General features: G+C 62.4%; 16 protein-coding genes and 1 pseudogene. 13 read left to right on the top strand and 4 right to left on the bottom strand.

Annotated features, from left to right (window positions below; all coding sequences use genetic code 11):
* Both B2V21_RS08395 and B2V21_RS08390 read left to right on the top strand, forming a co-directional pair.
* A pseudogene (locus B2V21_RS08395) lies at positions 1 to 102 on the top strand (hypothetical protein); the annotation flags it as partial.
* Positions 86 to 538 carry a protein YgfX gene (locus B2V21_RS08390; protein WP_286916575.1) on the top strand — a complete coding sequence of 151 codons (453 nt, stop codon included), beginning with the start codon at positions 86 to 88 and terminating at the stop codon, positions 536 to 538. The pseudogene B2V21_RS08395 and the gene B2V21_RS08390, both read left to right, overlap by 17 nt.
* Here the strand turns inward: B2V21_RS08390 and nadB are convergent.
* A complete protein-coding gene (gene nadB, locus B2V21_RS08385; protein WP_286916574.1) occupies positions 507 to 2,123 on the bottom strand; it encodes an L-aspartate oxidase in 1,617 nt (538 codons plus the stop codon). The two genes, B2V21_RS08390 and nadB, sit on opposite strands and share 32 nt — an antisense overlap.
* 566 nt (positions 2,124 to 2,689) lie before the next feature.
* Here nadB and rpoE point away from each other — a divergent pair.
* The 11 genes from rpoE (at position 2,690) to pdxJ (ending at position 13,106) form a co-directional block, all read left to right on the top strand.
* On the top strand, positions 2,690 to 3,271 hold the full coding sequence (gene rpoE, locus B2V21_RS08380) for an RNA polymerase sigma factor RpoE (protein ID WP_011535354.1): 582 nt from the start codon (positions 2,690 to 2,692) through the stop codon (positions 3,269 to 3,271).
* A gap of 30 nt (positions 3,272 to 3,301) precedes the next feature.
* On the top strand, positions 3,302 to 3,895 hold the full coding sequence (locus B2V21_RS08375; protein ID WP_286916573.1) for a sigma-E factor negative regulatory protein: 594 nt from the start codon (positions 3,302 to 3,304) through the stop codon (positions 3,893 to 3,895).
* An 8-nt stretch (positions 3,896 to 3,903) separates the two neighbouring features.
* The gene (locus tag B2V21_RS08370; RefSeq protein WP_049860722.1) at positions 3,904 to 4,854 is read left to right on the top strand and encodes a MucB/RseB C-terminal domain-containing protein; all 951 of its coding nucleotides are present in this window, start codon (positions 3,904 to 3,906) and stop codon (positions 4,852 to 4,854) included.
* Positions 4,855 to 5,174: 320 nt separating this feature from the next.
* A complete protein-coding gene (locus tag B2V21_RS08365; protein ID WP_286916577.1) occupies positions 5,175 to 6,554 on the top strand; it encodes a DegQ family serine endoprotease in 1,380 nt (459 codons plus the stop codon).
* 254 nt (positions 6,555 to 6,808) lie between these two features.
* Positions 6,809 to 8,605: a translation elongation factor 4 gene (lepA, locus tag B2V21_RS08360; protein WP_286916572.1), complete on the top strand. Its 1,797-nt coding sequence runs from the start codon at positions 6,809 to 6,811 to the stop codon at positions 8,603 to 8,605.
* Between the two features lie 9 nt (positions 8,606 to 8,614).
* Positions 8,615 to 9,469 (top strand): signal peptidase I, encoded by an 855-nt coding sequence (gene lepB, locus B2V21_RS08355; RefSeq protein ID WP_049860725.1) that lies wholly within the window; start codon positions 8,615 to 8,617, stop codon positions 9,467 to 9,469.
* A gap of 52 nt (positions 9,470 to 9,521) precedes the next feature.
* Positions 9,522 to 9,899: a DUF4845 domain-containing protein gene (locus B2V21_RS08350; protein ID WP_056845168.1), complete on the top strand. Its 378-nt coding sequence runs from the start codon at positions 9,522 to 9,524 to the stop codon at positions 9,897 to 9,899.
* Positions 9,896 to 10,585, top strand: coding sequence for a ribonuclease III (gene rnc, locus B2V21_RS08345; protein WP_049860726.1), 690 nt, complete (start codon positions 9,896 to 9,898; stop codon positions 10,583 to 10,585). The genes B2V21_RS08350 and rnc overlap by 4 nt, the downstream gene beginning before the upstream one ends.
* Positions 10,578 to 11,480, top strand: a complete 903-nt coding sequence (era, locus tag B2V21_RS08340; RefSeq protein WP_056845138.1) for a GTPase Era — start codon at positions 10,578 to 10,580, stop codon at positions 11,478 to 11,480. The genes rnc and era overlap by 8 nt, the downstream gene beginning before the upstream one ends.
* A 154-nt stretch (positions 11,481 to 11,634) precedes the next feature.
* Positions 11,635 to 12,321, top strand: coding sequence for a DNA repair protein RecO (gene recO / locus B2V21_RS08335; RefSeq protein ID WP_286916571.1), 687 nt, complete (start codon positions 11,635 to 11,637; stop codon positions 12,319 to 12,321).
* Positions 12,322 to 12,362: 41 nt separating this feature from the next.
* Complete coding sequence (pdxJ, locus tag B2V21_RS08330; protein ID WP_286916570.1) at positions 12,363 to 13,106, top strand: pyridoxine 5'-phosphate synthase; 744 nt, start codon at positions 12,363 to 12,365, stop codon at positions 13,104 to 13,106.
* Positions 13,107 to 13,199: 93 nt separating this feature from the next.
* Here the strand turns inward: pdxJ and nadE are convergent, their stop codons facing one another.
* From nadE to B2V21_RS08315, 3 genes are all read right to left on the bottom strand, one after another.
* Positions 13,200 to 14,027 carry an ammonia-dependent NAD(+) synthetase gene (gene nadE, locus B2V21_RS08325; protein ID WP_286916569.1) on the bottom strand — a complete coding sequence of 276 codons (828 nt, stop codon included), beginning with the start codon at positions 14,025 to 14,027 and terminating at the stop codon, positions 13,200 to 13,202.
* A 195-nt stretch (positions 14,028 to 14,222) separates the two neighbouring features.
* Entirely contained in the window at positions 14,223 to 14,564 is a 342-nt protein-coding gene (gene copM / locus B2V21_RS08320) for a CopM family metallochaperone (protein ID WP_286916568.1), read from the bottom strand.
* A 165-nt stretch (positions 14,565 to 14,729) separates the two neighbouring features.
* The coding region (locus B2V21_RS08315) for a hypothetical protein (protein WP_286916576.1) at positions 14,730 to 14,887 on the bottom strand (158 nt) is incomplete at its 5' end.

Here is a 14,887-nt window from a genome sequence, read left to right as displayed (position 1 = left end):
GATCAGGACATGTTCGGCTGGTTCATGGAGCGCAACGAGTCGCAGGACCCCGAGCTGCAGCGCATGGTCCGGATGATCCTGGACCGTGTCCAGCCCAAGTAACCGCTTCGAATGCCACTGGCAGCCTTCACGACGGCTGCTGGCGCTCTACGCACTGGCGCAGGCCGCCGCCTGGCTGGCGAACGGCTTGATGGAGGCGCCGGTGCTCGTGCACCTTGCGGCCGGGGTGCTGTGCATTGCGCATGGGCTTTATGTGCTGCCGCGAGAGGTGTTACTCGCCCATCCCCAGGCCGTCACCGGTTTGCGTCGCGATCGCAGTGGCTGGTCGGTGTGGACCGAGGCCGATGGCTGGCAGGCGGTGCAACTGCGTCCGGACAGCATGGCGCTGCCGCAGGTGGTCATTCTGCGCTTTCGCCTGGCCGGCCAGCGTCGCGTGCGCAGCGCCTGTGTGCTGCCCGACGGCCTGGACGTAGACACCCACCGGCGCATGCGCCTGCGCCTCAAATTCAGCCGACGAAGGTGGGCGGCTGCAGGATAGTGTCCTGCGCCTGCGGCAGCAGGTCCGGATAGTCCAGCGTGTAATGCAGGCCGCGGCTTTCCTTGCGCTGCATGGCCGACGTGATCATCAGCTCGGCCACCTGTGCCAGATTGCGCAGTTCGATCAGGTCGCGGCTGACCTTGTAGTTGCTGTAGAACTCGTCGATCTCGTCGAGCAGCAGGCGCACTCGATGCTGGGCGCGCTGCAAGCGCTTGGTGGTGCGCACGATGCCCACGTAGTCCCACATGAAGCGACGCAACTCGTCCCAGTTGTGCGCGATGATCACGTCTTCGTCCGAATCAGTCACCTGGCTCGCGTCCCACTGCGGCAACGGCCCGGGCGCTTGGGTCTGGTCCAGTTGCGCGACGATGTGCTCGGCAGCCGAACGCGCATAGACGATGCACTCGAGCAACGAGTTGCTGGCCATGCGATTGGCGCCGTGCAGGCCGGTGGAGCTGGTCTCGCCAATGGCGTACAGGCGGGGGACGTCGGTGCAGCCATGCTCATCGACCAGCACGCCGCCGCAGGTGTAGTGCGCTGCGGGCACCACGGGAATGCGCTGGCAGGTGATGTCGATGCCGAATTCCAGGCAACGCTGGTGCACCGTCGGGAAGTGGCTGCGCACGAAGTCCGCCGGCTTGTGGCTGATGTCCAGGTACACGCACTCGGCGCCCGTGCGCTTCATCTCGTGGTCGATCGCGCGCGCGACGATATCGCGTGGTGCCAGCTCTGCGCGCGGATCGAAGCGCGGCATGAAGCGTTCGCCATTGGCCAGCGTGAGCAGGGCGCCTTCACCGCGCAGCGCCTCGGTGATCAGGAAACTCTTGGCCTGGGGGTGGTAAAGGCAGGTGGGGTGGAACTGGTTGAATTCCAGATTGGCCACACGACAGCCTGCGCGCCAGGCCATGGCAATGCCATCGCCGCAGGCGCCGTCGGGGTTGCTGGTATAGAGGTAGACCTTGGCAGCGCCGCCGGTGGCCAGTACGGTGAAGCGCGCCCCGTGGGTGTCCACTTCACCGCTGCGGTGATCCAGCACATAAGCGCCAAGACAGCGATCCTCTGTGCGGCCCAGGCGCCGTTCGGTGATCAGGTCGACCGCGGCGCACTGTTCCAGCAATTCGATGTTCGGACGCAGACGCGCCTGGGCCAGCAAGGTGTCGAACAGAGCCGCGCCGGTGGCGTCGGCCGCATGGATGATGCGGCGCTGGCTATGGCCTCCTTCGCGCGTAAGGTGAAAGGGGAAGCCGGTATGTTCCGGATCCGAATCATCTTCGCGGGTGAACGGCACACCCATTTCGACCAGCCACTGAATCGCTGCGCGGCTGTGCTGCACCGTGAAGCGCACCGCTTCTTCATTGCACAGGCCGGCGCCGGCATCGAGGGTGTCCTGCACGTGAGCTTCCACGCTGTCGGAGTCTGCAAGCACGGCGGCGACCCCGCCTTGGGCCCACGGTGTGGAGCCGTCGCCGAGCCCGCCCTTGCTGATGACCGCGATGCGCAGCGTGGCGGGCAACGCCAGCGCAAGGCTCAAGCCCGCGGCTCCGCTACCGATTACCAGAACATCGTATTGCCGTTGCTTACCCATTCGAAGGTCATCCGCATGCCGAAAGTAATGTCGCGTGAGTCGCCATCCACCGCGCCGTTCGCGCCCGTTGTGCACATCCCGCTGGTATATCCAGGGGGGTAGCGGCACAATAGCGGCACCTTCGACACACGAGGGAATCGTTTCCCACCGGTATGGCGCGGCATTTATAGCAGCCACATCAAGGCTTGCGCTATGGCGGCAGGCACTTTGGGCCGGTAGTCGGTGCTGAACCACTTCAGTGCCAGGAATTCATGGCCTTTGTGTGTAGGGCTTCACCTTCGTATTTGTGGGAACTTTCCTAGAACCCCTGCAATCAATAGAAGGTTGCCCGTAAGAAGGAAACAACGCCGAACAACGAGCGCACCGGCTAGGTCTGGGTGCTGTCATCGGTGAAAAGATTATCGGCGCAGCTCGGCACGTTCGAGCTGCGCTTTCCGTGCAGGCTTGATCCGGGCCTGCGGGAAACTTGCCTGGAGGGGAGAACTTTTGCGAATAGCCCGAGTCTATGGTTGCAAGCCTGAACGATGGCCTGAGCAGCGCTCCTTCCGGACCCATGAGGAGTGTTCATGCTAACCCAGGAAGAGGATCAGCAGCTGGTCGAGCGTGTACAACGCGGTGATCGGCGAGCTTTCGATCTGTTGGTGCTGAAATACCAGCACAAGATTCTCGGGTTGATCGTGCGATTCGTGCACGACACCCATGAAGCCCAGGACGTGGCGCAGGAGGCTTTCATCAAGGCCTACCGCGCATTGGGCAACTTTCGCGGAGACAGCGCGTTCTATACGTGGCTGTACCGTATCGCCATCAACACGGCGAAAAACTATCTGGTGTCCCGCGGACGCAGGCCACCGGACAGCGACGTAAGTTCTGAAGATGCGGAGTTCTATGACGGTGATCATGGCCTCAAGGACCTCGAGTCTCCAGAACGTTCATTGCTGCGCGATGAGATCGAAGGCACTGTCCATCGAACCATCCAGCAGCTGCCAGAAGACCTGCGCACGGCACTGACGCTGCGCGAGTTCGATGGCCTGAGTTACGAAGACATTGCCAGTGTCATGCAGTGTCCGGTGGGGACCGTGCGGTCGCGGATTTTCCGTGCCCGGGAAGCCATCGACAAAGCCCTGCAGCCGTTGTTGCAGGAATCCTGAGACAGCGGCGATAGCCAAGAGAGGAACGCCATGAGTCGTGAAGCCCTGCAGGAATCGCTGTCCGCAGTGATGGATAACGAAGCGGACGAATTGGAACTGCGTCGGGTACTGACCGCGTTGGACGATGTCGAGGTCCGTGCCACCTGGGCGCGTTACCAGCTCGTTCGTGCCGTCATGCACAAGGATCTTCTGGATCCGCGTCTGGATCTGTCGGCGGCGGTGTCGGTAGCCATTGCCGAAGACATCGCCCCAGCCCCGGCTGCTCGCGGTCCGTGGCGTAGCCTCGGTCGTCTGGCCGTTGCGGCATCGGTGACCGTTGCCGTGCTGGCCGGTGTTCGCCTGTACAACCAGGACGACATCACCGGATCGGAGCTCGCTCAGCTGCAGCCAGCCCAGCAAGCCCCGTCGACCCCGATGGTGCAAGGTCCAGCCGTGCTGGCCGGTTACACACCGGACAGCTCCGACGCGCCCGGCCCGATGGCCAGCGGTGTGCTCAAAGGCGAAGAAGGTCTGAACGACCAGCGCCTGCCTGGTTACCTGCGTCAGCATTCGCAAGAAGCCGCTGCCAAAGGTTCCGACACTGCCCTGCCATCTGCCCGCTCCGCGAGCATGGAAAACCGTTAATCCCGATCATGCGTGCGGCCCTGTTTCTGCCAATTCTACTTGGCCTGGCCGCACCGGCCATTGCCGCACCCGATGCGGCTCAATGGCTGGACGCAATGGCGCAAGCCGAGCGTACGCAGGATTTTCAGGGGACCTTCGTCTACGAACGCGACGGTGACTTTTCTACCTACCAGATATGGCACCGCGCCGGTAACGGCGCGGTGCACGACCGTGTGCTCAAGCTCGACGGCGTCGCCTCCGAGCGGGTGCAGACCGACGGTCGGCTGACCTGCATGACGGGCAGCCCGGTGTCCGGGGGTGGCAAGGTGTCCAGCAGCGCTGCCGCAACCCTCGATCCGCTCAAACTGATGTCGTGGTACCAATTGCGTGTGGCCGGTGCTTCGAGAGTCGCCGGGCGCGACGCTGTGGTCGTGACCATGGTGCCGCGTGATCGTGATCGCTACGCCTTCGAAATGCACCTGGATGCGCACACGGGATTGTTGCTCAAGTCCCTGTTGATCGATGCCAAGGGGCGCCTGCTCGAACGTCTGCAGTACACCCAGCTTCAGCCAGGAGCGCCTGCGCCTGCCGACTTGAAGGCGACGCCAAATTGTAAGCCTGTGTTGCATGCGAGCAGCGGTTCAGCCCCCGGCAATGCCCTCGCATGGCAGGCCAATTGGGTACCTGCCGGCTTCGAATTGGCGCAGACCGCTCAGCGCAAATCTTCGGCCAGCAATGCTGATGTGACCAGCCTGCTGTACGCCGATGGCCTTGCGCATTTCTCTGTGTTTCTCGAACCGCTCAATGGCGCCTCTGCGCGTGATACCCGTGTGCAGCTGGGTCCCACGGCAGCCGTGTCGCGTCGCCTGAAGTCTTCGGATGGCGAAATGATGATCACCGTGGTGGGTGAAATTCCCTTGGGTACAGCAGAGCGAATTGCCCTGTCCATACAGCGCCAGGATGTTCATGTTCTACGCTGAAGGGGGCATGCGTCATGGCGTGTTCATGGCCCTTGCTAGCGCTTCATGCCTGGATAATCGCCGCGAGTTAACGTGAAACCTGTTTCATGCGGGTTGCAAACCGCCGGATTTTTTCTTATAGGTCAGTGCTTCGGGGGCGAGCCTTTTCAGTCGTCACAGATTCGCTGCCGTGCGCCGCAGTCAAGCATGGATTCCGCTCTGCGCTGAATTTGCCTTCAGCGGCTGCACAACCCTATTGCTCAACCACGCTCGTTACGAACGGGAGCCGTATGTCGATACCACGTTTCAAACCCTTTCTTTCACTGTTCGCGGCAGTGCTGATGCTGGGCCAGATCGCCAGCGTCCAGGCTGAAGCGCTGCCTGATTTCACGACACTGGTCGAGCAGGCGTCGCCCGCGGTGGTGAACATCAGTACCACGCAGAAACTGCCGGACCGCGGTGTGGCTGCCAGCCAGATGCCGGACCTGGAAGGTCTGCCGCCGATGTTCCGCGAGTTCTTCGAGCGCAACATGCCGCGCGGCGGACCACGGTCTCCGCAGCGCGGCGATCGGCAGCGCGAAGCGCAGTCGCTGGGCTCTGGGTTCATCGTTTCGGCTGACGGCTATGTGCTGACCAACAATCACGTGATCGCCGATGCCGACGAAATCATCGTGCGTCTGTCCGACCGCAGCGAGCTCAAGGCCAAACTGGTCGGCACCGATCCACGGACCGACGTGGCGTTGCTGAAAATCGATGGCAAGAACCTGCCCACAGTGAAGCTGGGTGATTCCGCCAAGCTTAAAGTGGGCGAATGGGTGCTGGCCATCGGCTCGCCGTTCGGCTTCGACCATTCGGTGACCAAGGGTATCGTCAGCGCCAAGGGTCGTACCTTGCCCAACGACGCCTACGTGCCGTTCATCCAGACCGACGTGGCCATCAACCCAGGCAACTCGGGCGGTCCGCTGTTCAACATGAACGGTGAAGTGGTGGGCATCAACTCGCAGATCTTCACCCGNNGCTTCATGGGCCTGTCCTTCGCCATTCCGATCGACGTGGCCCTGGATGTGTCGGATCAGCTCAAGAAAGACGGCAAGGTCAGCCGCGGCTGGTTGGGTGTGGTCATCCAGGAGGTCAACAAGGACCTGGCCGAGTCGTTCGGTCTGGACAAGCCGGCCGGCGCGCTGGTGGCGCAGGTGCTTGAAGATGGCCCAGCCGCCAAGGGTGGCTTGCAGGTGGGTGACGTAATCCTGAGCATGAACGGTCAGCCGATCGACATGTCGGCCGACCTGCCGCATCTCGTGGGCGGTCTCAAGGCCGGTGCGAAGGCGAGCCTGGAAGTGATCCGCGAAGGCAAGCGCCGCACCATCGACGTCACCGTCGGCGCGATGCCCGATGACGATCAGGACCTGGATGCCGGTGCCAAGGCCCAGACCGAGCGCAGCAGCAACCGCCTCGGCGTGTCGGTCGCGGAGCTGACTGCCGAGCAGAAGAAGTCGCTGGAGCTCAAGGGCGGCGTGGTCATCAAGGAAGTGCAGGACGGTCCGGCGGCACTGATCGGCCTGCAGCCTGGTGATGTCATCACCCACCTGAACAACCAGGCCATCGAGTCGTCGAAGCAGTTCGCCGACATCGCCAAGGGCCTGCCGAAGAATCGTTCGGTGTCCATGCGCGTGCTGCGTCAGGGGCGGGCGAGCTTCATTACCTTCAAGCTGGCTGAATAAGCTTGGGGTAGGTGAACGAAAGGCGACCTTCGGGTCGCCTTTTTTGTAATTCGTGGTGTGGCCTTCGCGGGCAGAGACCCGCTCCCACACGGAACCGAGTGATCGCATGAACTGTGGGAGCGGGACTCTGCCCGCGAAGACGTCGGCACTGCCACCCGTAACCCACCGGCTCCCACACCCGAACGTTATTCAGGTACAATTCCCGGCTATTTTTCGTTGGGCGTCCGGCCCGCAGCCTTTTTGAGTGTTGACCCGTGAGTGATTTGAGTCATATCCGCAATTTCTCCATCATCGCCCACATCGATCACGGCAAGTCGACCCTCGCCGATCGGTTCATCCAGATGTGCGGTGGCCTGGCCGACCGCGAAATGGAGGCCCAGGTCCTGGACTCCATGGACCTGGAGCGTGAGCGCGGGATCACCATCAAGGCGCACAGCGTCACCCTGCACTACAAGACGCAGGACGGCAAAACCTACCAGCTGAACTTCATCGACACCCCAGGCCACGTCGACTTCACCTACGAAGTCAGCCGCTCGCTGGCGGCCTGCGAAGGCGCGCTGCTGGTGGTCGATGCCGGGCAGGGCGTCGAAGCCCAGTCCGTGGCCAACTGCTACACGGCCATCGAACAGGGCCTGGAAGTGATGCCGGTGCTGAACAAGATGGACTTGCCCCAGGCCGACCCGGACAAGGTCAAGGACGAGATCGAGAAGATCATCGGCATCGACGCCACCGACGCCGTGGCGTGCAGCGCCAAGAGCGGCATGGGCGTGATCGACGTGCTCGAACGCCTGGTGCATACCATCCCGGCGCCTACCGGTGACATCGATGCGCCGCTGCAGGCGCTGATCATCGACTCCTGGTTCGACAACTACCTGGGTGTCGTTTCGCTGGTGCGCGTGCGCCATGGCCGGGTGAAGAAGGGCGACAAGATTCTGGTCAAGTCCACCGGCAAGGTGCACCTGGTCGACAGCGTCGGCGTCTTCACCCCCAAGCACACGGCCACCGCTGACCTCAAGGCCGGCGAAGTGGGCTTCATCATCGGCAGCATCAAGGACATTCACGGTGCGCCGGTCGGCGACACCCTGACCTTGAGCAGCACCCCTGACGTGCCTGTGCTGCCCGGTTTCAAGCGCATTCAGCCACAGGTCTACGCCGGCCTGTTCCCGGTCAGCTCGGAAGACTTCGAAGACTTCCGCGATGCCCTGCAGAAACTGACCCTCAACGATTCGTCGCTGCAGTACCTGCCCGAAAGCTCCGACGCCTTGGGCTTCGGCTTCCGCTGCGGGTTCCTGGGCATGCTGCACATGGAAATCATCCAGGAGCGCCTGGAGCGCGAGTACGACCTGGACCTGATCACCACGGCCCCGAGCGTGATCTTCGAAGTGGTCATGAAGACCGGCGAAACCATTTATGTCGACAACCCGTCGAAGCTTCCGGATGTTTCATCTGTAGAAGACTTCCGCGAGCCGATCGTATCGGCGACTATTCTTGTGCCTCAAGAGCACCTGGGCAACGTCATTACCCTGTGCATCGAGAAGCGCGGCGTGCAGCGCGACATGCAGTTCCTCGGCAGCCAGGTTCAGGTTCGCTACGACCTGCCGATGAACGAAGTGGTGCTGGACTTCTTCGACCGCCTGAAATCCACCAGCCGTGGCTATGCTTCGCTGGACTACCATTTCGAGCGTTACCAGTCGGCCAACCTGGTCAAGCTGGACGTGCTGATCAACGGCGACAAGGTCGATGCCCTGGCGCTGATCGTGCACCGCGACAACGCGGCCTACAAGGGTCGTGCTTTGACCGAGAAGATGAAGGAGCTGATCCCTCGGCAGATGTTCGATGTGGCAATCCAGGCCGCCATTGGCGGACAGATTATCGCCCGGACCACTGTCAAGGCGCTCAGAAAGAACGTACTGGCCAAGTGTTACGGCGGCGACGTGAGCCGTAAGCGCAAACTGTTGGAGAAACAGAAGGCCGGTAAGAAACGCATGAAGCAGGTCGGCAACGTGGAAATTCCACAGGAAGCCTTCCTTGCTGTGCTCAGGTTGGAATAATCGAGTCCTATGTCCCTAAATTTCCCGCTGTTGTTGGTTATCGCCGTAGCCGTTTGCGGTCTGCTGGCCTTGCTTGATCTGGTCTTCCTGGCGCCACGGCGACGGGCTGCGATCGCCAACTACGAGGGCAGCGTCAGCCAGCCCGAGCCGTCGGTGGTCGAACGCCTGGACAAGGAACCGCTGCTGGTGGAGTACGGCAAGTCGTTCTTCCCGGTGCTGTTCATCGTGCTGGTGTTGCGCTCGTTTTTGGTGGAGCCGTTCCAGATTCCGTCGGGTTCGATGATCCCGACCCTGGAAGTGGGTGATTTCATCCTCGTCAACAAGTTCTCCTACGGCATTCGCCTGCCGGTGCTGGACAAGAAGGTCATCGAGGTCAACGATCCCAAGCGTGGCGACGTCATGGTGTTCCGCTACCCCAGCGACCCCAACGTCAACTACATCAAGCGTGTGATCGGCTTGCCGGGCGACCGGATTCGCTACACTTCGGACAAGCAGCTGTACGTCAACGGCGAGCTGATCGCCCGCCAGCTGGTCGGCAGCGAGCCGGGCAGTCTGGGCAGCGCCGAGTTGTACAAGGAAAAGCTGGGCGAGGTCGAACACGTGATCCGTCAGGAAATGTCGCGCTACCGTGCGCCGCCCGACAGCCAGTGGACGGTGCCCGCCGGGCACTACTTCATGATGGGTGACAACCGCGACAACTCCAACGACAGCCGCTACTGGGATGACCCGTCGATTCCCAAGGAGCTGCTGGGCATGGTCCCCGACCAGAACATCGTCGGCAAGGCCTTCGCCATCTGGATGAGCTGGCCTGAACCCAAGCTCAGCCACTTGCCCAACTTCTCCCGAGTCGGGCTGATCAAGTAGCGCTGCCGGCGCCGTCCATGGACGGCGCCGAATGTTTTCCGAGGTGTCCGGCATGAACGCAGTGAAGTCTCAGCAAGGCATGTCCATCGTCGGCTGGTTGCTGACGCTGGCGGTGGTGGCGTTCGTGGCGAGCACGGCTTTCAAGCTGGTGCCGCACTACATGGATAACCGGACCCTTTCCCAAGCCATCGAATCGATCGGCGCCGACAAGTCCGCCCGAGTCGATACGGTGGGTGAATTCTATGGCCACGTCAGCCGGGCCATGCAGGTCAACAATATTCAGGATCTGGATTTGAACAAGGTTTTGAGCGTCACCGATGCGGGCAATGTGTTTCAGGCCCACCTCAAGTATGAAAAGCGTGAGCCACTGATCCAGAATCTGGACGTGGTAGTGAAGTTCGATCGTCAGTTCAGCGTGGTCAAGCCGTGACCGCTTCCCTCGGCCGCCTCGAGCGCCAACTGGGCTACACCTTCAAGGACCAGGACCTGATGGTGCTGGCACTGACTCACCGCAGCTTCGCCGGGCGCAACAACGAGCGCCTCGAGTTTCTGGGCGATGCGATCCTCAATTTCGTGGCGGGCGAAGCGCTGTTCGAGCGTTTTCCGCAAGCCCGTGAAGGGCAGCTTTCACGGCTGCGGGCGCGCCTGGTCAAGGGCGAGACCCTGGCCATCCTGGCCCGCGGCTTCGATCTGGGCGACTACCTGCGCCTGGGCTCGGGCGAACTGAAGAGTGGCGGTTTCCGCCGTGAATCGATCCTGGCCGATGCGCTGGAAGCCTTGATCGGCGCCATCTACCTGGACGCCGGTATGGAGGCAGCGCGCGATCGTGTGCTGGCCTGGCTGGAAGGTCAGTTCGAAGGGCTGACCCTGGTCGATACCAACAAAGATCCCAAGACCCGCCTGCAGGAGTTCCTCCAGTCGCGCGGTGCTGAACTGCCGCGCTATGAAGTGGTGGATATCCAGGGCGACCCGCACTGCCGACAGTTTTTCGTCGAGTGTGAAGTCGTCCTTCTGAATGAGAAAAGCCGGGGCCAGGGCGTCAGCCGTCGCATCGCCGAACAGGTGGCCGCCGCGTCTGCCCTGATCGCCCTGGGCGTGGAGAATGGCAATGACTGATGCACCCGTTACCCGTTGTGGCTATGTAGCCATCGTTGGCCGCCCGAATGTCGGCAAGTCGACGCTGCTCAACCACATCCTGGGGCAGAAGCTGGCGATCACGTCGCGCAAGCCGCAGACCACCCGCCACAACATGCTGGGCATCAAGACCGAAGGCGAGATCCAGGCGGTCTACGTGGATACCCCGGGCATGCACAAGGGCAACGAGAAAGCCCTGAACCGCTACATGAACAAGACCGCGTCGGCGGCGTTGAAAGACGTCGATGTGGTGATCTTCGTGGTCGACCGCACCAAGTGGACGGACGAAGACCAGCTGGTTCTGGAGCGTGTGCAGTACGTGCAGGGGCCGGTGATCCTGGCGATCAACAAGACCGATCGCATCGAGGACAAGGCTGACCTGATGCCGCACCTGACCTGGCTGCAGGAGCAGTTGCCGAACGCCGAGATCGTGCCAATCTCCGCGCAGCAGGGGCATAACCTCGATGCGCTGGAAAAGGTCATTGCCGGGCACTTGCCCGAGAACGAGCATTTCTTCCCGGAAGACCAGATCACCGATCGCAGCAGCCGCTTCCTGGCCGCCGAACTGGTGCGTGAGAAGATCATGCGCCAGCTGGGTGCCGAGCTGCCGTACCAGATCACCGTGGAAATCGAAGAATTCAAGCAGCAGGGCAAGACCCTGCACATTCATGCCTTGATCCTGGTCGAACGCGATGGTCAGAAGAAGATCATCATTGGCGACAAGGGCGAGCGCATCAAGCGTATCGGCATGGAGGCCCGCAAGGACATGGAGGTGCTGTTCGACTCCAAGGTCATGCTCAATCTGTGGGTGAAAGTGAAGGGCGGCTGGTCCGATGACGAGCGCGCGCTGCGTTCGCTGGGGTATAACGACCAGTAATCCACAGCCTGGCCTCGCGTTGGCTTTTTCGCGGCCACTGACCGCTCCCACGGGGAAGCACATCGCCGGGCGTGCTCGATCTCTGTGGGAGCGGGCTTGCGCGTAAGGCGGCGAAGAGGCCCGCCCAGACACCCGCCAACCCCGAGTCGCCCACATGTCGACCACCCCAACGCCACAACCCGCCTACGTCCTGCACTCGCGTGCCTATCGCGAAACCAGCGCCTTGGTCGACTTTCTCACCCCCCAGGGCCGCCTGCGGGCCGTGCTGCGCAACGCGCGCGGCAAGGCCGGCACCCTGGCGCGGCCCTTCGTACCGCTGGAAGTCGAGTTTCGCGGCAAAGGCGAACTCAAGAACGTTTCGCGCATGGAATCCGCCGGCGTGGCGGTATGGATGCTCGGTGACGCGCTGTTCAGCGGCCTGTACCTCAACGAGCTGATCATTCGCCTATTGCCCAGCGAAGACCCTCATCCCCAGGTGTTCGAACACTACGCCGCCACCCTCCAGGCGCTCGGCGCCGGGCGTGCTCTGGAGCCTCTGCTGCGCTCCTTCGAATGGCGCCTGTTGGACCAGCTCGGCTATGGCTTCGCCCTGGACATGGACGTCAACGGTGACCCGGTGGCAACCGACGGCTTGTACCGCCTGTTGGTGGAGGCCGGCCTGGAGCGAGTCGAGTTGCTGCAACCCGGACTGTTTCAGGGCGCCGAATTGCTCGCCATGGCCCAGGCCAGTTGGGAAACGCCAGGCGCGCTGGCCGCAGCCAAGCGCCTGATGCGCCAGGCCCTGGCCGTGCACCTGGGCGGTCGTCCGCTGGTCAGCCGCGAGTTGTTTCGCAAGCCCTGACCAACACGTATGCTGTGCCCTGGATTTTTCGGAGAGTTCTCGTGGATACCTGTAACCGCATTCTGTTGGGCGTCAACATCGATCACGTGGCGACCTTGCGCCAGGCCCGTGGCACGCGCTATCCCGACCCGGTCAAGGCCGCGCTTGACGCCGAGGAAGCGGGCGCCGACGGCATCACCGTGCACCTGCGCGAAGACCGCCGGCACATCCAGCCGCGCGATGTGCTGCTGCTCAAGGACGTGTTGCAGACCCGTATGAACTTCGAAATGGGCGTGACCGAGGCCATGCTGACCTTCGCTGAGCAGATCCGCCCGGCTCATGTGTGCCTGGTGCCCGAAACCCGCGAAGAGCTGACCACCGAAGGTGGTCTGGACGTCGCCGGACAGGAAGCCAAGATCAAGGCCGCGGTCGAGCGCCTGAGCAAGTTGGGCTGCGAAGTGTCACTGTTCATCGATGCCGACGAGCGCCAGATCGAAGCCTCGAAGCGCATCGGCGCGCCGGCGATCGAACTGCACACCGGCCGCTACGCCGATGCCCAGACCCCGAGCGAAGTGGCCGCTGAGCTGCAGCGCATCGTCGACGGCGTCGGCTTCGGCCTGGGGCAGGGCTTGATCGTCAATGCCGGCCACGGCCTGCACTATCACAACGTCGAGCCGATCGCAGCGATTCGCGGCGTGAACGAGTTGAACATCGGTCACGCTTTGGTGGCCCATGCGTTGTTCGTCGGGTTCAAGGCGGCGGTGGCGGAGATGAAGGCGCTGATTCAGGTAGCCAGCAGGGGCTGAAAGCAAGGCTTTCGCGGCCCATGATCGCTTCTACGCCATTCCGCCCTCTGTAGTAGCGGTCAGCGGCCGCGAACGGCCCGCTGCGGTCCCGGCTCAAGGCGCAAACGGCAACTCACGCTTGTGGCGGGTCTGGTCGTAGGCCTTGACGATAATCGCGTAGGCTTCGTCGCCCACGGGCTCGCCGTGGAGGAACGCGTCGATCTGCTTGTAGCTGACGCCATGGGCGTCTTCATCCGGCTTGCCGGGGCGCAGCTCTTCGAGGTCGGCGGTTGGCACCTTCATCACCAGGTTGTCCGGCGCGCCCAGGCGGCGGGCGATGGCGCGTACCTGGTTCTTCACCAGACCGCTCAGGGGCGTCAGGTCGCAGGCGCCGTCACCGAATTTGGTGAAGAAGCCCATGACCGCTTCGGCCGCATGATCCGTACCGATCACCAGGCCATTGTTGGCGTTGGCAATGGTGTATTGCGCGACCATGCGCACACGGGCCTTGACGTTGCCCATGACGAAGTCGCGACGGGCATCGCTCAGTTCCTGCAACTGGGTGGTTTGCAACGCCAGGCCCTGCACAGCGCTGGCAATGTTCACCGTTTCTTCGACGTCGGCGCGAATGAAGCGCATGGAAGCCGCTGCGTCGTCCTCGTCGTGCTGCACGTTGTAGGGCAGGCGCACGGCGATGAACCGGTAGTCGGTATCATCCGTGCTCGCGCGCAGTTCCTCAATGGCCAACTGTGCCAGGCGTCCGGCCGTGAGCGAGTCGACGCCGCCGCTGATGCCCAGCACCAGGACTTTCAAGCCTGCGCTGGTCAGGCACTGCTTGATGAAGGCCTTGCGGCGTTCTATTTCCTGATCGATGGCGTGGTCATCGGCGAACGGGGGGACCACGGCCAGGGCGGCGGCGATCTCGCTTTGGCGGTTGCTCATGGGCGGACTCCTTGAAGGTGGGGTTCGAGCGGGGAGGGTCAAAGCTTACATCGAAAATAGGGGGAGTGTTGGAGTGGTCATACTGGCCTCTTCGCGGGCAGAGCCCGCTCCCACAGTGTATGCACCTACAGTGGGACGCAGCGGGCTTGTGGGCAGAGCGGCGAAGGGGGCGGCACTCCCAGGCGAACGTCTACATCACTTCTGATGCTTCTTGACCCATGTCTCCATCTGGTCGATCTCGGCCTGCTGAGCCTTGATGATGTCTTCGGCCAGCTTGCGCATTTCCGCGTCCTTGCCGTACTTGAGCTCGATCCTGGCCATGTCCAGCGCCGCCTTGTGGTGGGCCAGCATGCCTTTGGCGAACGCCACGTCGGCGTCTTTTTCCATACCGCCTTCGTGCATGGATTTCTGCATGGTTTCCATGCTCATCATGTATTCATGCTGCATCGGCGTCATGTCGCTGTTGCTGTGCGACATCTCGGCAGCGAAGGCAGGGGCGGCCATACAGGCCAGGAGGAGGGCGGCGGTGGTTTTCATGGTAGTGACCAATCCGTGAGTGGGTTCGATGGGTTGACGGGGAACCGTGAGGAAGGTTCCGCGTGCGGTGTTTCGGGATGTGCGCTAACAGCGTCCGAGAGCCGAGCACAAAAAAGCCCGCCTCACGTTACCGTGAGGCGGGCTTGATGGTCTAGCGGTTGCGGGTTACTGGCAAGCTTCGCAATCCGGCTCGTCGATCGCGCAGGCTTTCGGCACAGGCGCCGGGCCGGCAGGAGCGGCCTGCATCGGCGCGCTGTCGCCACCGCTGGATACGGCATTGAGCTTGCTGGTGCTGATGGTCGACTTCTCGGTGCTGGTCGCGG

The sequence above is a fragment of the Pseudomonas sp. UBA6276 genome, assembly GCF_002438365.1.
Classification (GTDB): Bacteria; Pseudomonadota; Gammaproteobacteria; order Pseudomonadales; family Pseudomonadaceae; genus Aquipseudomonas; species Aquipseudomonas coleopterorum.
The sequence above is the reverse complement of the archived record's forward strand: the minus strand, read 5'-3'. Positions and strand labels throughout refer to the sequence as shown.

Bases quoted from the DNA above. Each gene is read 5' to 3' on its own strand.
- B2V21_RS08350 (WP_056845168.1), top strand. From the start codon at position 9,522: ATGAACGCAGTGAAGTCTCAGCAAGGCATGTCCATCGTCGGCTGGTTG.
- era (WP_056845138.1), top strand. From the start codon at position 10,578: ATGACTGATGCACCCGTTACCCGTTGTGGCTATGTAGCCATCGTTGGC.
- rpoE (WP_011535354.1), top strand. From the start codon at position 2,690: ATGCTAACCCAGGAAGAGGATCAGCAGCTGGTCGAGCGTGTACAACGC.
- B2V21_RS08370 (WP_049860722.1), top strand. From the start codon at position 3,904: ATGCGTGCGGCCCTGTTTCTGCCAATTCTACTTGGCCTGGCCGCACCG.
- nadE (WP_286916569.1), bottom strand. From the start codon at position 14,027: ATGAGCAACCGCCAAAGCGAGATCGCCGCCGCCCTGGCCGTGGTCCCC.
- nadB (WP_286916574.1), bottom strand. From the start codon at position 2,123: ATGGGTAAGCAACGGCAATACGATGTTCTGGTAATCGGTAGCGGAGCC.
- lepB (WP_049860725.1), top strand. From the start codon at position 8,615: ATGTCCCTAAATTTCCCGCTGTTGTTGGTTATCGCCGTAGCCGTTTGC.
- B2V21_RS08375 (WP_286916573.1), top strand. From the start codon at position 3,302: ATGAGTCGTGAAGCCCTGCAGGAATCGCTGTCCGCAGTGATGGATAAC.
- recO (WP_286916571.1), top strand. From the start codon at position 11,635: ATGTCGACCACCCCAACGCCACAACCCGCCTACGTCCTGCACTCGCGT.
- copM (WP_286916568.1), bottom strand. From the start codon at position 14,564: ATGAAAACCACCGCCGCCCTCCTCCTGGCCTGTATGGCCGCCCCTGCC.